Here is a 14,198-nt window from a genome sequence, read left to right on the forward strand (position 1 = left end):
CAATTAGCATCAATCAGTCGTGGTTTGAGGTTCCCCAGGACGGGATTATCGTTATTTTTTTGTTATTACCGGGTGGTTTATTTATAGCCTGAAGCAAACCTTCGGCTAATAGACATCACCGGTCAGTCCTTTCATCATGCCATAAATATGAGCTAAACAGCTCGGCAAGGCCCTCCTGGCGGTAGTTGATTACTCGATTATAGGTCTGGGTATGATGGATGGTTGTAACATTTTGTAATCTCCCGGCCACTGTCCTGTAAATCGACGGTCACCCGGAATTCACGGTATCATCACAGGGATGCAATAATTCAGTGAGTACGGCAACCAAAATACAATCTATCAAAATACTATCTATGACTGACTCTTCCTTCGAACCTGTTAATGGTGTCGATGCTGCGTGGCTGCGGCTTGATCGCCCGACAAATAATATGGTCATCACCGCCATGGCCGTTGTGGAGCCGATTAAGTTCAGTAAATTCAAGGAGCTGGTCCGTACCCGGTTTTTGTCGTTTTCCCGTTTCCTGAAAGCCCCCAGATGTCACTCGGGGGTGTACTTATGGGAATCCTCTCCTCATTTTTCGCTGGATTATCACGTGCGCCGGGTTGCGTTACCTGAACCTGCTGACAAGAAAACGCTGCAGGAGTTTATCGGAGAACAGATGAGTACTCCGTTAGACCCCACCAAACCCATGTGGCAGTTTGTTCTGGTCGAGAACTATCAGGGGCAACATGTTGCTGTCATGAGGGTACATCACAGTTATGCCGACGGGCTTTCGCTGGCCGCTGTTTTCGGAAGTATTTCTGACCAGACGCCCAATATTGATCCGTTTCCGGGAGCCCAGGAGGCGGAAAAAGATTCGCAACAGGCCAAACAGGCATTGTCATTTGGGATAGAAAGTCTGGCCCGGGCCGTGGAAAAGTGTACCCGTCTCAGTTATCGCCTGACCGAGGAAGGTCGTCACATGCTGCAGGATGCCGATTACGCGATGGACACCCTGAGGTCTGGCCTGAATGGTGCTGCGGAATTGGCGAGACTGGCTGCCTTGCCTTCGGATAACGCAGTATCCCTGAGAAGAAGTCTGGGGGTAATGAAAACCTGTAGCTGGTCAGACGCGATTCCATTGTCCGATTTCAAACACATTGCCCAGAGCTTCGGCTGCACGATCAACGATGTGCTATTGGCTTGTGTCAGTGGTGGTTTGCGGACCTTGCTGGTTGATCGGGAGGAAAATATTGATGAGTTACAGGTGCACGCCACGTTGCCTGTTAATCTGCGCCCCCTTGAAACCAGAGCTGGCAGGGTGCAGTTACATGAACTGGGCAATCAGTTTGGCACTGTATTTGTGCCGTTGGCAGCGCAAATCGGTAATCCTGTGGAACGGCTCTATAAAGTGAAGCATGACATGGTCTCCTTGAAAGAGTCCATGCAGCCGACCTTATCTCATGCTTTGCTGACGGCAATTGGGCTGGTGCCGCAGAGTGTACAGGATTCCCTGTTGGAATTATTCAGCAATAAAACCTCTCTGGTGTTGTCGAATGTGCCAGCTGCGCGCCGCACCCGCTACCTGGCTGGCAGTGAGGTTAAGGAACTAATGTTCTGGGTTCCCCAGGCAGGAGATATTGGTCTGGGATTGAGCCTGTTGAGCTATAACGGTGGTGTGCAGATTGGAATCAATGTCGACAGGGAATTGATAGAAGACCCGGAAGAGCTGACAGATGCGATCACTGCCTCATTTGACGAATATTTGTCGCTGGCTGGAATGGCGGCTTCCACCAATCCCAAATATCGAAAACGTCGTTCCTGATTTATTTTAAGTCCCTGGGGGCATGAGCTCTTCTGGAGCCAAAGCCTGCCTTCTGCCGTCGCATGCTTTTTACAATTGCCAAGTAGGTCAACGTAATTTTATTCAAGCACCTTAGTATGCCTGAGTAATCATTTGTTGACTTTTGTAACGGAATGGCAATGTACCTGGCTCCTTTGAATTCACCATCGCTCCCCAAATTGGTCCTGGCACTCTTTATTCCCTTGCTGGCAGGCACCGGCTGTGAGGAGATGGAAAATAAGCCCAAGACACCGTTAGTATTGAGCGATCCGTTTTTTCTTCAGGGAAACTCCATTGGCACAGAAGGTTCGATCACTAATGGAGAGGCAAGAGTTTCTGTCGGCTACACAGCTGCTACAGCTGCTTCGACCTTTCTTGATGCCTTAGAGCAGGACCATTCCGGCGAGTTTATCCCCTACCGTGGTATCGAATGGCGCTATCAGAGCGAAAAACAATATTACTCAGAAAAGAACGCCAGTTTCCGCTTAATGTTACCGAATAAAGCTCTTACCTCCTTCATGACACTGAATACTCAGGAAGTCTCTTTGGGGTTATTTGTTCCGATCGGGGATTTGCCTGACAGTGAAGTTATAGAGGTGACTCCTCCTGATCTGACATCTGGTGAATACACCTGTATCAGCATGGAAGACCAGTTGGACGGCGATGGGGAGCCCATCGCTGAGTCTCCCATTGAAATCCATTCCTACACCGCCCGTTTTGTAAATGATGGTAGCCTGTCCCTGTCCAAAACCACTCCGGGTACAGGAGATCCGGACAAGGTTCTGGAATATGATTTTACTGACAACAAAGTTCTGACAGTCACCGATGAGGAGCCCGATAAAGATTTGGCGGAAGTGTTCGCATCAGTGCTTGATAACAGTTGTGACAAAATCAGGCTGGTAGACGAATCAGACACGGAATACTCTTTTGTGCCCTACCCTATGTGGAAAACTGTCCCATCAAGGTCAAGGCTTTTGGTGGAGCCTCTGAAGATGGAAGTTTTGTACACTTTTCCAGGGTGGCCTATGTCGAGCGTGTGATAGATGCGGATCTTTTTGCGGGTACCAAAACCTGCGCCGAAGGCGAGCCTGACTGTGGTTACCCTACAACTCCAGTGGAACCGGTATCTGCAATAGAACCTCTGGACAAGGCCTGGAAAAAACGCATCAGTTGGAACCTTTGTGTGCGTCATTCATCCGAGACGCTGGCTAACAATACTTTCTCAGGAACCTACTGGTTGGCAACATTGCAACAGGATGCTGTTGAAGGTTCCCTGATTTTGAGTGAATACGTGGCAGACGGCGAGGGCTCGGGGATAAATCGCCAAACCCTGGTCACCAATGATGTGGCACTGCGCGAAGAGCGCATGGATTACAACGTTGACAGTGATGGTGAACTGACCATCAACGGCCGCTACGGTGTTATCAGTAGTAGCGGCGATCTGCTGGTGCTTGATGCCAGTAAGCCAGCAGCGGATATCGCCGCAATCACCGTCGGGTTGCGTAAACCTGATTAGGGGCCGGCTATGTTCGCCGGTGTTACAGGCTCAGCCAATACTTATCCGGCAGAGAGCTGGTCGCTGAGCTCAGTGATTCGTTCTGTTCAATTCTGAAAACCTGTCGGCCTTCCATTTTCTGTAGTGAATCCTTGACCAGTGGATGGTTATTAAAGAATTCGAGAAAACCGTCATAGTTGTTTGTGAAGGCTTTATTCAGAAGGTCAATCAGGTCCTGACGTTTGGGTGAAACAAAATAGAACATGGGCAGTTTATAGACCACCAATAGATTGTCATCCACCAGCATATTCTTGTCTGTGCATACATAACTGTCGTCCAGGTTGCAGCGGCTGCTGAGTTCCCCATAGGGCTCTATGATTGATCTGGGAAACAGATCTGCCCGATTGCTGTCAATCATCTTGAAAATGTTGTCGAAGCTGGGGCTGGTCTGCATACGGGTAAAACCGCCACCGACCAGTATAGGAATATCACCCCAGCCCTGTCCCTGAACCAGAGTCATGGATTTTAACGCATCGATCGACATGTCTTTCGATAGCTTGCTGCTGGTTTCCTTGTTGGTAATGAAAACCCTGTGACCAAGCAGCCCCCTCAAAATGGGGAACGTGGGACCCTCTCTTCAATTTCTGCTGTGGCTCCCAGCCAGTCAATATCATACTTTCCTTCCTTTAACTGTAACTCCTTCCGAGCCTGCGCCCCTGAGGGTTTATAGGGGATCAGATTGGCGGTTTCCCCTGAGCTTTCTATCAGGTATTTCAATAGCTCTATCGAGTATTGGTCCAGAACCGAGCCCTCCCGTGCTTCCGCATGGCAGACATCTATGGCATATGAAGGAAGGCTGATGAAGGTGAATAGAAGAGTCATCAAGCAGGTAAAACGATGGTTCATGGTTTAGCCTCTTGGGATTGTTAGAAGTCAGGCCTTATGAAATTCGATCTGTGCGTTTTTTATTCAAGTATAGAGTATAGATAACTCTTGTTGATTTGCCGGTGCTGATTTGCTGGCCGGTTAGGAGGGGTGGCATTCCTGGTATCGAGGGAGGAAGTGGTTTCTCCTTTTGCCTGTGAGCGTCTTCCAAGACTGGGGAGCGACAAAATTTCTGACTTTTTTTATCTAATGATCAAATCTTGTCTATTCTTATTGTTACTGGTGAATTCCCATTCAAATCACCTGTGCATATTGTCGTCTGTTGCCTTGAAATAGTAGGCATTTAAAAAGTAGTGGTGAGGAAAGTCATGCTCAGAAGCATCAAGTTTCAATTTATCAGTCAAATTGTCGTAGTCGTCACATTGATACTGGTGCTGTTCGGCTATTACAACTATACAAGCCTCAAGGATGACTTAGTCAAAGATTTGAATAATGCCGTTAACGCTGCAGTCGGCCGGATGCAACTGAGCCTTCCCGGACCGATTTGGAGCTACAGTATTGATCCTCTGAATGCCAACATTAAATCAGAACTGACCGCAGATGTGATGGCCGCGATACAGGTGGCCGGCGCGGACGGTAAAACCCTGGCATGGTTCGGGAAGGACGGCGTGGATGAAAGTGGCAATCCCGTTTTTGTCAAGATCACTGCGCCGCCACAGACCACTACCAATACAGTTGAGGCTGATCTGATCTATGTTGAGTACGGCGAAGAAAACTCCGTGGGCAAGGTCACCGTTTATGCGGACATGAATATTATCGCCCCGCGCTTAAACAGCCTTTTGACTCAACAAGTGCTGATGATTGTGGTTTTGGATATTGCGATCACATTACTGATTTTGGTGGTGTTGAGCCGCACTGTTCTGAAACCGATCGAAGTCATTTCAGATGCCATACAGGAAATTGCAACCGGTGAGGGGGATCTGACCAAGCAACTGGAGCTTCCCCCCGGCAAGGAACTGGATCGCCTGACCAATGGGTTCAACATGTTCGTCAATTCGCTGAAAGAAATTGTATCCAGCATCAGTGCGGCAGCAGTTGAGCTCCAGAATCAGTCAGATAAGAACCGCGAAATGGCCATGGAAACTTCTCAGCATCTGACTGGTCAGCAATCCCAGATAGAAATGATGGCAACAGCCACTTCGGAAATGACCGAATCTATCTCTGAAGTGGCGCGAAGTGCCGCGCAGGCGTCGGAAGATGCGGGTGCCGCCATGGACAAAAGCACCCAGGGCAAGTCCATTGTGGGTGACGTGGTACGGGATATTGACTCACTGGCGACCGAAATTGCCACTGTCACCACTCGTGCATCCCAGTTGATTTCTGAAGGTAAAAATATCAGCCAGGTACTGGAAGTGATCAAGAGCATTTCCGAACAGACCAACCTGCTTGCTTTGAACGCAGCCATTGAAGCGGCCAGAGCTGGCGAGGCTGGCCGGGGGTTTGCCGTGGTGGCGGATGAAGTCCGTAACCTGGCGGTGAAAACCAGTCAGTCCACGGATGAAATCCAGGCCAGTATCGAAACCCTTCAAAGCGTCAGCGATGCGGTTGAGAAAGGGGTAGCCTCTCTGGCAGAGCGTACTCAGGCTGGCGTTGAGCGGGTGAATAAAGCCGGCGAGGCGATTGAGGAAATCAATCTGGTCATACAGACCATGGCAGAAAAGAATATCCACATTTCCACGGCGTCTGATGAACAGAGCAATGTGATCAACGAAATCAATCAGAATATCGTGGAAATTTCCGGAGTGGCGACGTCTCTTTCCCAGAATGCCACAGCATCGGCGGAGAGGGCGGAAGATGTCAGCCAGCTTGCCGGAGAGGTATTGGGAAGGCTGTCCAAATTCAAAACCTGAGGAAAATACCTGTCGAGGGAACTTTGGTTTCCGTTGTAGATAAAAGTTTGTGGAAAGAGCAAGTCTTCAACAAATGAGGTGTTAGCATGAAATTCATTTCTGCCCTGATTCTAGGTTTGTTCACCACATTTTCAGCGATGGCTGAAAATGTCACTGCGGCGCAGGACCCTTGGCCTCCGTTTGTCCAGGAGGGCCCGGATCCTGGGATTTCCATTGCATTGTTAAAAGCGGCAATGGCTAAAGAAGGGTATAACGTGGACTTCCGCATCATGCCCTGGAACCGGGCAAACGGTAATGTCGATCTTCTTCCCGGTGCTTGGTTTACGGAGGAGCGCAGTAGTTACCTGATATACAGTGACTACTATGTACAAAGCAGTATCAAGTTCATCAAAAAGAAAGGCGATCCGTTTGAATACACTGGGCTGGATAGCTTGAGTGGCAAGAAGGTAGGGATCGTCAGTGGTTATGGGGATGAGTTTTCCGGCTCTACAAACTTTTCCAGGCCGGAAGCGGGCTCTATTGAGGCGAATATCAAAAAGCTGGTGAGCGGAAGAATTGACCTGACACTAGAGGATGAAATTGTCGCCAAGTCGGTCATCAAAGGTGCTGGACTGGATCTTGGGGCCGTGGACTTTACCAAAGAGGCTTTGTCTGTGAATAACCTTCATGTTGCCGCCGGCAAGGCGAACGCCAGAGGACAACAGATTATTGATGCCTACAATCGTGGGTTGGCTGCGATCAAGGCTGATGGAACCTACGAGAAAATTCTTGCAGACTATGGTGTAAAATAACCATCTCCCTCTTACCTACCGGACAGGCAAATATGCTGCCTGTCCGATCCCCCCCAAATGCAAACACCCTCTGTTCAAACTTGTCAAAAATAGCCTACTGATATAGTCGGATATTCGCTTTAAACGATATCGCGTTCTAAACTGATAGTTGGTTGCTGCCCCAAGAATTTATGGAGTTACTGGGGGCCTCCAGATGCGCTATGGGCATAGCCGTACTGGAATAATCCAACCTGTTCAGCACTTTTTCATCGGAGGATGCATGGACGAAACGCTGGCCCAAATAACTTCGTCAAGTTTTGCTCCGCACGGGTATTGCTACTTGTGGCAGACCGAGCTGGTGTTTTTGCATACCCTGTCCGATGCGCTTATCGCAGTGTCTTATTATTCAATTCCCCTGGTGTTATATCTGATCTGGTATAAAAAACGGGATCTGGAATTTAATTGGATCTTCATTCTCTTCGCGACGTTTATATTTGCCTGCGGCACGACTCATCTGCTTAACATTTGGAACACTTGGCACAATGACTACTATCTGGAAGGCGGTGTCAAACTCCTTACTGCTGTGGTTTCTGTCATGACGGCTGTCCTGATCTGGCCGTTGCTCCCGAAGGTGCTCAATATGCCGAGCCTGTCAGTTCTGGCGGAGCGAAACAAAGCTCTGGGAGACGAAATGGCGCGTCGTGAAGATGTGGAGCAGGAGTTACGTCGTCTTTACCTCTCACTCGAACATAAAGTGGCTGAAAGGACACGGGAGCTCGAATCAGCCAAGCAGGCGCTGGAAAATCAGATTGAATTGGCCAGTCGTGCCCAGCAACGATTTCGCAGTATTTTTGAATCCGCACCCAACGGCATGATTGTGATTAATCAACAGGGCGTCGTACTTCAGGCAAACGAACAGGCGCTTTCCATTTTTCGCTACGCGACCAATGAACTGGAAGGGCAGAATATTGAAATGCTGGTTCCCGCGGAACTTCGTGAACAGCATGTCGAGGATCGAACTCATTTCTGTGATGCCCCGGAACGTCGTGCCATGGGTGAACGCAAGGACCTCTACGGCTTGCGGCAGGATGGCACAAGAGTCCCGGTGGAAATAGGTTTGAACCCCGTCGGCAGTATTGAGCGGCAGGAAATTGTTGCTTCTGTCGTCGATGTCAGTGAGCGAAAAGAGTATGAACGTCGCATTGAAAACCGAAATGCTGCATTGGAAAGATCCAACCGGGAGCTGCAGGAGTTTGCCTTTATTGCCTCCCATGACTTAAGGGAGCCACTTCGCAAAATTATTTCTTTTTCCAAGCTTCTTCTGAGTGGGGATTATGGAAAGTTTACTTCTGAGGGGGAAGAGTTTTCCGGTTATGTGGTCAGTGCAGCGGAGAGAATGCGGGAGTTGTTGGACAGCTTGTTGTCCTATAGTCGGGTCACTTCCAAAGGAAGTGTTTTTCAGCCGACGGATCTGGACAAGGTGATTGAGGACGTCCAGGCAGATTTGCAGCTTTCCATTGATGAAACCGGGGCAGAAATCAATATCGCACCACTGACGACTATTGAATGTGATAGCAGTCAGATTCGCCAATTGATGCAGAATGTCATTGCCAACAGCCTGAAATACCGTGCCAGTGGTGCGAAGCCGATTATTCAGGTCAGCGGTAAACAGGTTGAGGACAACCTTTATCAAGTGTGTATTAAAGACAATGGCATTGGCTTTGAACCCCGGCATTCAGAACAGATCTTTGAGGTGTTCAAACGTCTTCACGGCCGGGAAACCTATTCCGGGACTGGGATGGGACTGGCAATCTGTCGCAAGATTGTTGAACGGCACCAGGGAAGGATATGGGCAGAAGGGGCTCCTGGTAAGGGAGCGGCGTTTTATTTTGAGCTTCCAATTCAGCCAGCGGAGGTGGACATTGGTTTTTGATCAGATGGCACAACTCTTGGTGGTCGATGATGACCCTGAAGATCTTTTGCTGATAACCACGGCGGTGAAAAGGTCCAAAATACCTTTCCAGGTCAGAAGTTTTCGGGACGGGGAAGAGTTTATGGAAGCTCTGGATCTTCTGCAGAGCGACGAGAAAGAACTGGAGACTTTCAGTTCTACCTGTATCGTTTTTCTGGATCTCAATATGCCGAAAAAAGACGGTCGAAGTTGTTTGAGGGATATCCGGAGAAATTCAAGACTGGCGTCTATCCCGATTATTGTATTTTCCACATCAGAGTCGGGAGAAGACATCACAAACAGTTATGAGTTGGGTGCCAACTCATATATCTGTAAACCGGATGATCTGGCCAGCCTGGAGAAGATTATCAGCGAAGTATATCGGTATTGGTTCAGCCTCAATGGAGATCCCTATGGAAAAGCAAACATCTTCCAAAGGTGAAAAACAGATAAAGGTCCTGGTGGTGGAAGATGATCGCCAGGACTTTGTGCTGATTAACCAGGCACTTAAAAGCAGTATCAGGGCGAAGTATGAGACTGAGCATATCAGCAACTACAAAGATGCTGTGAGCGTACTGATAGACAATGAGTACGACGTCATTTTAGTGGATTACTTTCTCGGTGATGAAACTGGCTTTGAGCTGCTCAAGCGTGCTCAAGAGGCGAGGATTGAGAAACCAATCATAGTGATGACCGGCAGCACAGCGGTGGAATTGGATGATATGCTCATCAAAGCTGGGGCGGCTGACTTTATTCCAAAAGATGAAATTAGTTCCACCCTCCTGGACCGCAGTATCCGGCATGCGATTGAACGCAAGACCGCAGAGCAGGAAATCGCCCGGCTAGTTCGCCGTGATCCGTTGACTGGATTAGGTAACCGATACATTTTTGAAGAACACATGGAACTTGCCATTGCCCGAGCGGCAAGGAGCAGAAGCAGGCTCGCCGTGATCTTTATGGATCTGGATCGCTTTAAAGATGTTAACGACACTCTGGGGCATCATGTCGGAGACCTGCTGTTGACACTGGTGGGTGACAGGCTGCGCCGACTGGTGAGAAAGAGTGATTTTGTCGCGCGAATCGGTGGGGATGAATTTACCGTACTGCTGGACAATATTCAGGGGTATCATGATGTTGAGATGATTGTTTCAAAAATCATAGAGGGGGTTGGGCGTCCGGCTCCTGTGAGTAATACCACTCTGGATATTTCCGTGAGTATAGGGGTTGCCATGTACCCTGAAAACGGCGCGATAGGTATCGAGCTGATGCAGAAAGCGGATATGGCGCTGTATGAATCCAAAGCGCTGGGCCCGGGTCATTACCACTTTTTTACGGAAAGTCTGCAGGAGCGTTTGGTTCAGGGGCTGGAAATTGAACGGGGACTGAAAGAGGCGATCAATCATTCCCAGCTTGAACTCTACTATCAGCCGCAGGTGGATTTGCAAACTCATGATATTGTCGGTGTTGAGGCACTGGTCCGGTGGAACCATCCGGAAAGAGGTGTGGTGTCGCCGATAGATTTCATTCCGATTGCAACCCGGTCCGGTCTGATTATTCCCTTGGGCGAATGGGTGTTGGAGTCGGCCTGTCGGCAGATGGCGGCCTGGAATGATATGGGATTCAAAGTTCCCGTATCCGTCAATGTGTCCCCAAAACAGCTGAAATACAGGGGATTTTTTGACTTTGTTCTCAAAACAGTATCGAAATACGGTGTCGACGCCACTGATCTGGAGCTTGAGCTGACAGAAGAAGTGTTCATTGAATCCGGAAGCGCCAGTCTTCACATGTTCAACACGCTCCGTAATATGGGCATCAGAATTTCGATCGATGACTTTGGAACTGGGTATTCCTCCATGCGATACCTGAAAGACATTCCCCTTGACCGAATTAAGATCGATCGAAGCTTTGTCTCTGAAAAAGGTGCTGGCAGTATTTCTGATCCAGCAATAACTCGTGCCATAATACTATTGGCCGAAGGCTTGAAACTGGAAGTGATTGCCGAAGGCCTGGAAACAGAAAAACACGCCAAGGAAATTCTGGAACAAGGTTGCAGTCTGGGACAGGGTTATTATTTTTATAAGCCTCTGCCGGTAAGGTCTATCACTCGATTGCTGGAGACCAAATTGCGCCCGTCGCTTATCGCCGGTGAGGTGAAGGGGTGACATTCCATGACAGACAGCGATGAGTTCCAGTCGCGAACACTCGTGCTGTTTGCTGATGATGCCGATGTGGCCAGACACATCGATGAAGCATTCTCAGTGTTCGGTATCAATCACGACTTTCGAGTGTGTCGTTCCGTTACGGACCTGACCGCTCCCGAAGCCTCTCAGCAATTGCCTCAGCGGATCGATCTATTTTTAATTGCGTATCTCGGTGATGCTGAAAGAGCCCGCCAAACACTGGACGATCTGCAGTCTGTGCGGCGCTGGAAGATTGTTCCCACCATCGTTTTTTTCTCGCCGGATCACATGGCAGCCGCCCATCTTTTTTATTCCTGTGGCGCAAATTCGGTATTGCCGTGCGCAATTCATTTCGAGCAGCTGTGCAAGGTCGTTAGTGTTATGGATAATTACTGGTTTGATATTGTGTCACTGCCATCTGACGCAGAGAGTAAATAGCTTTGAAAATCCAGGCTCTCCTGATTTATTCACTGTATTCACCAACTGTCTCATGCCATCGACGGATAGCTTCCAGAGCCTGATCCCGGCCCTGCTGGTAACCTTGTTGCAGCGTTTTGATGTCCTTCCCCATTCGAGTTGCTCTGAAGCTTTCCGGAGGGCAGACTTCAATGATATTGACCCCTTCAGGAGGGCACCGTATCAGTGCCAGCGATTGATTGTAGCGTTCTGTTCGTCCTGCCAGGAGTTTGATCAATGCCGGATACTGTTTCAACTTCCATCCCAGTAGCTGATGAAGTCTTGACGCGGTTTTTTGATAATTGGCTGGTCTGGAGCGAACCACCATGATGTTACGGGCGCACCGGCGGATGGCTTCTGCAACCGGGATCGCATCAGCCAGCCCTCCGTCTGCCATAGGTCTTCCATCGACCAGAGGAAAATGGCGATATAGTAGAGGAAGAGCGCTGGAGACTATTAACAGGTGTTCAAGATTACCTGAGGTAGGTTGTCGATAATCCGGTTCGCCGGAGAGGATGTCCGTGAGACAGATAAGGAAGGGCTTTCCATGGCTGAATATTTGTTTGAGATCCAGGCGTATCTCACGGATTGTGATATCCCAAAGCCAATCAAGATCCATAATGTGACCGCCCTTCAGATAACGGTGTAAGCTGATAAACTCAGGACGCAGGGCATAGTCAGTGTAAATCTTCAGGTATATTTGCCAGGTAAGCAGCCAGGTTACCTGCGCCCGCTGATACACCAAGATACATATCAAACGGATTGAAGCTCTGGTGAATAAACTCATCCAGTATGCCGGAGGCCAATACACCTCTCATTGCACCACCTTCTACTACCAGAGCGGAATCTGACGGAGTGGACTGATACATAGTGTTGTTGAAACCTGGTCAGGTTTGGGGAGGGTAAAGAGCTATCTGTACACACATTACTCTAGCGATCGCCGAGATTGAAAGGAAATCAAACCTCGTTATAGAGAACATTCATGGGTTGAATACCTCTGTTCATCGGTCGGATGTCGTCAGTATGCACTGTTGATAGAGTGGTGGCCACTAATGACAAAAAATATGACCTGATCACCCCTCATATCTGGTTTCAGAACGTGCCACAATAGCTCAAGTGATCTCCCAAAGAACATCAAATAAAAATAACGATCAGGTGGAAGGTTTTCATGGCAAACCATTACAGTGACGTATTGATTATTGGGGCCGGGCTCTCCGGCATCGGAGCTGCCTGTCATTTAAGACGAGAGTTGCCGAACAAATCCTTTGTGATTTTGGAACGAAGGCAGGCTATCGGCGGTACCTGGGATCTGTTCCGCTATCCTGGCATTCGTTCAGACTCGGATATGTATACGCTCGGATATAACTTCAAGCCATGGAGTAACCCTCTGGCCATCGCGGATGGTCCATCCATCCTGGAATATATCCGGGAAACTGCCGCTGAGTATAATGTCGAAGATCAGATCCGATTTGGACATCATGTAAAACGCGCGTACTGGGATTCCTCGCAGGCTATCTGGAGCGTTGAGGCAAACGCAGATAACGGAGAGCTGGTGCGTTATACCTGCCGCTTTATACTGTGTTGCGCAGGTTATTACAATTACGATGGAGGCTATCAACCTGATTTCCCCGGAGTGGATAGCTTCAAGGGCAAAATCATTCATCCCCAGAAATGGCCTGAAGATCTGGATTATTCCGGAAAAAAGGTGGTGGTGATCGGTAGCGGTGCGACAGCGGTGACACTAGTCCCTGCCATGGCTGACAAGGTCGAGAGTATCACCATGCTGCAACGCTCTCCGACGTATATTCTGAGCCTGCCCCGTGAAGATGCGGTGTCCAATTTCCTGCGTCGGTTTCTGCCGGAGAAACTGGTGTATCGACTGGCTCGTACTCGGAATATTTTCCTTTCCCTGTTGCTCTATAAAATGAGTCGTGCCTTTCCTCAGGCGATGGCGAACTTTATTCGCAAGCAGGCACTGAAACAAATCGGACATGGGTTGGATTCGAAACACCTGACACCGCGGTATGCCCCCTGGGATGAACGCTTATGTATTGTCCCTGATGGGGATCTCTTCCAGGCCTTAAGCACAGGTAAAGCGTCTATTGAGACTGATCAGATCGACAGTTTTACTGAGACCGGGATCAAACTGAAGTCAGGTAAAGAGCTGGAGGCGGATATCGTAGTAACGGCGACAGGGCTGGTGATTCAACCGTTGGGTGGGGCTGAACTATTCCTGGACGGCAAACCTTTCGATATCACCCAGAAGCTCTGCTACAAGGGTGTCATGCTCCAGGACCTACCCAATCTGGGTCTGGTCTTCGGTTATACCAATGCCTCCTGGACATTGAAAGCCGATATTGTCACTGAGTATATATTTCGTGTATTGGGCCATATGGATCAAAAAGGGATGCGGCAGTGCACGCCACGGAATCAGGACGACATTGTGCAGTTCAGACCGTTCCTCGATATGACATCAGGCTACATCAAGCGGGCTGAGGGCACGATTCCTCATCAGGGCTCCAAAGCCCCCTGGAGGCTTCACCAGAATTATGCTCTGGATTTGATGATGCTTCGATATGGGAAACTGGATGATGGAGTTCTTGAGTTTTCCAACCCCACTGGGCAGCAATTTGCCACACCTGCGTCATCCGTTGCGGCTGATTGAGTTGGCAGAAGCATGTGGCAATGACAGTCAAACCAGTATGAACAGATTCTAGAGAGGAGCTTC

Annotated in this window: 14 protein-coding genes; 10 read left to right on the forward strand and 4 right to left on the reverse strand. The window is 49.1% G+C overall.

Translation table 11 applies throughout. The annotated features are described in order from the left end of the window. Nucleotides 1–353 precede the first annotated feature (353 nt). The 3 genes from F566_RS0129745 to F566_RS0129755 all read left to right on the forward strand — a co-directional run bounded on the left by F566_RS0129745 (nucleotide 354) and on the right by F566_RS0129755 (nucleotide 3,339). Nucleotides 354–1,805, forward strand: coding sequence for a WS/DGAT/MGAT family O-acyltransferase (locus F566_RS0129745; RefSeq protein WP_020410710.1), 1,452 nt, complete (start codon nucleotides 354–356; stop codon nucleotides 1,803–1,805). Nucleotides 1,806–1,963: 158 nt separating this feature from the next. Further along, a complete protein-coding gene (locus tag F566_RS0129750) occupies nucleotides 1,964–2,863 on the forward strand; it encodes a hypothetical protein (RefSeq protein WP_020410711.1) in 900 nt (299 codons plus the stop codon). After that, entirely contained in the window at nucleotides 2,860–3,339 is a 480-nt protein-coding gene (locus F566_RS0129755) for a hypothetical protein (RefSeq protein ID WP_157497200.1), read from the forward strand. The genes F566_RS0129750 and F566_RS0129755 overlap by 4 nt, the downstream gene beginning before the upstream one ends. A gap of 22 nt (nucleotides 3,340–3,361) precedes the next feature. Here the strand turns inward: F566_RS0129755 and F566_RS0129760 are convergent, their stop codons facing one another. Both F566_RS0129760 and F566_RS0129765 read right to left on the reverse strand, forming a co-directional pair. After that, on the reverse strand, nucleotides 3,362–3,862 hold the full coding sequence (locus F566_RS0129760) for a hypothetical protein (RefSeq protein WP_157497202.1): 501 nt from the start codon (nucleotides 3,860–3,862) through the stop codon (nucleotides 3,362–3,364). A gap of 65 nt (nucleotides 3,863–3,927) precedes the next feature. Next, on the reverse strand, nucleotides 3,928–4,224 hold the full coding sequence (locus F566_RS0129765) for a hypothetical protein (RefSeq protein ID WP_020410714.1): 297 nt from the start codon (nucleotides 4,222–4,224) through the stop codon (nucleotides 3,928–3,930). Between the two features lie 347 nt (nucleotides 4,225–4,571). On the opposite strand from F566_RS0129765, the gene F566_RS0129770 reads away from it, so the two are divergent. The 6 genes from F566_RS0129770 (at nucleotide 4,572) to F566_RS0129795 (ending at nucleotide 11,452) form a co-directional block, all read left to right on the forward strand. Further along, nucleotides 4,572–6,113, forward strand: coding sequence for a methyl-accepting chemotaxis protein (locus F566_RS0129770; RefSeq protein WP_020410715.1), 1,542 nt, complete (start codon nucleotides 4,572–4,574; stop codon nucleotides 6,111–6,113). 86 nt (nucleotides 6,114–6,199) lie between these two features. Continuing rightward, nucleotides 6,200–6,904, forward strand: coding sequence for a transporter substrate-binding domain-containing protein (locus F566_RS0129775; RefSeq protein ID WP_020410716.1), 705 nt, complete (start codon nucleotides 6,200–6,202; stop codon nucleotides 6,902–6,904). A gap of 259 nt (nucleotides 6,905–7,163) precedes the next feature. Continuing rightward, a complete protein-coding gene (locus F566_RS34510; protein ID WP_020410717.1) occupies nucleotides 7,164–8,816 on the forward strand; it encodes a sensor histidine kinase in 1,653 nt (550 codons plus the stop codon). A 4-nt stretch (nucleotides 8,817–8,820) separates the two neighbouring features. After that, complete coding sequence (locus F566_RS34515) at nucleotides 8,821–9,276, forward strand: response regulator (protein WP_157497204.1); 456 nt, start codon at nucleotides 8,821–8,823, stop codon at nucleotides 9,274–9,276. Further along, nucleotides 9,248–10,996, forward strand: coding sequence for a GGDEF domain-containing response regulator (locus tag F566_RS0129790; protein ID WP_020410719.1), 1,749 nt, complete (start codon nucleotides 9,248–9,250; stop codon nucleotides 10,994–10,996). Before F566_RS34515 ends, F566_RS0129790 begins: the two co-directional genes overlap by 29 nt. Nucleotides 10,997–11,002: 6 nt before the next feature. Beyond that, a complete protein-coding gene (locus F566_RS0129795) occupies nucleotides 11,003–11,452 on the forward strand; it encodes a hypothetical protein (protein ID WP_020410720.1) in 450 nt (149 codons plus the stop codon). 25 nt (nucleotides 11,453–11,477) lie between these two features. Here the strand turns inward: F566_RS0129795 and F566_RS35040 are convergent, their stop codons facing one another. Together F566_RS35040 and F566_RS37445 are read right to left on the reverse strand one after the other, a co-directional pair. Then, nucleotides 11,478–12,089 carry a patatin-like phospholipase family protein gene (locus F566_RS35040; protein WP_211210726.1) on the reverse strand — a complete coding sequence of 204 codons (612 nt, stop codon included), beginning with the start codon at nucleotides 12,087–12,089 and terminating at the stop codon, nucleotides 11,478–11,480. Nucleotides 12,090–12,147: 58 nt separating this feature from the next. Beyond that, nucleotides 12,148–12,339, reverse strand: coding sequence for a patatin-like phospholipase family protein (locus tag F566_RS37445; protein ID WP_211210727.1), 192 nt, complete (start codon nucleotides 12,337–12,339; stop codon nucleotides 12,148–12,150). A 299-nt stretch (nucleotides 12,340–12,638) separates the two neighbouring features. On the opposite strand from F566_RS37445, the gene F566_RS0129805 reads away from it, so the two are divergent. Then, nucleotides 12,639–14,135, forward strand: a complete 1,497-nt coding sequence (locus F566_RS0129805; RefSeq protein WP_020410721.1) for a flavin-containing monooxygenase — start codon at nucleotides 12,639–12,641, stop codon at nucleotides 14,133–14,135. Nucleotides 14,136–14,198: the final 63 nt, after the last annotated feature.

The organism is Hahella ganghwensis DSM 17046, assembly GCF_000376785.1.
GTDB lineage: Bacteria > Pseudomonadota > Gammaproteobacteria > Pseudomonadales > Oleiphilaceae > Hahella > Hahella ganghwensis.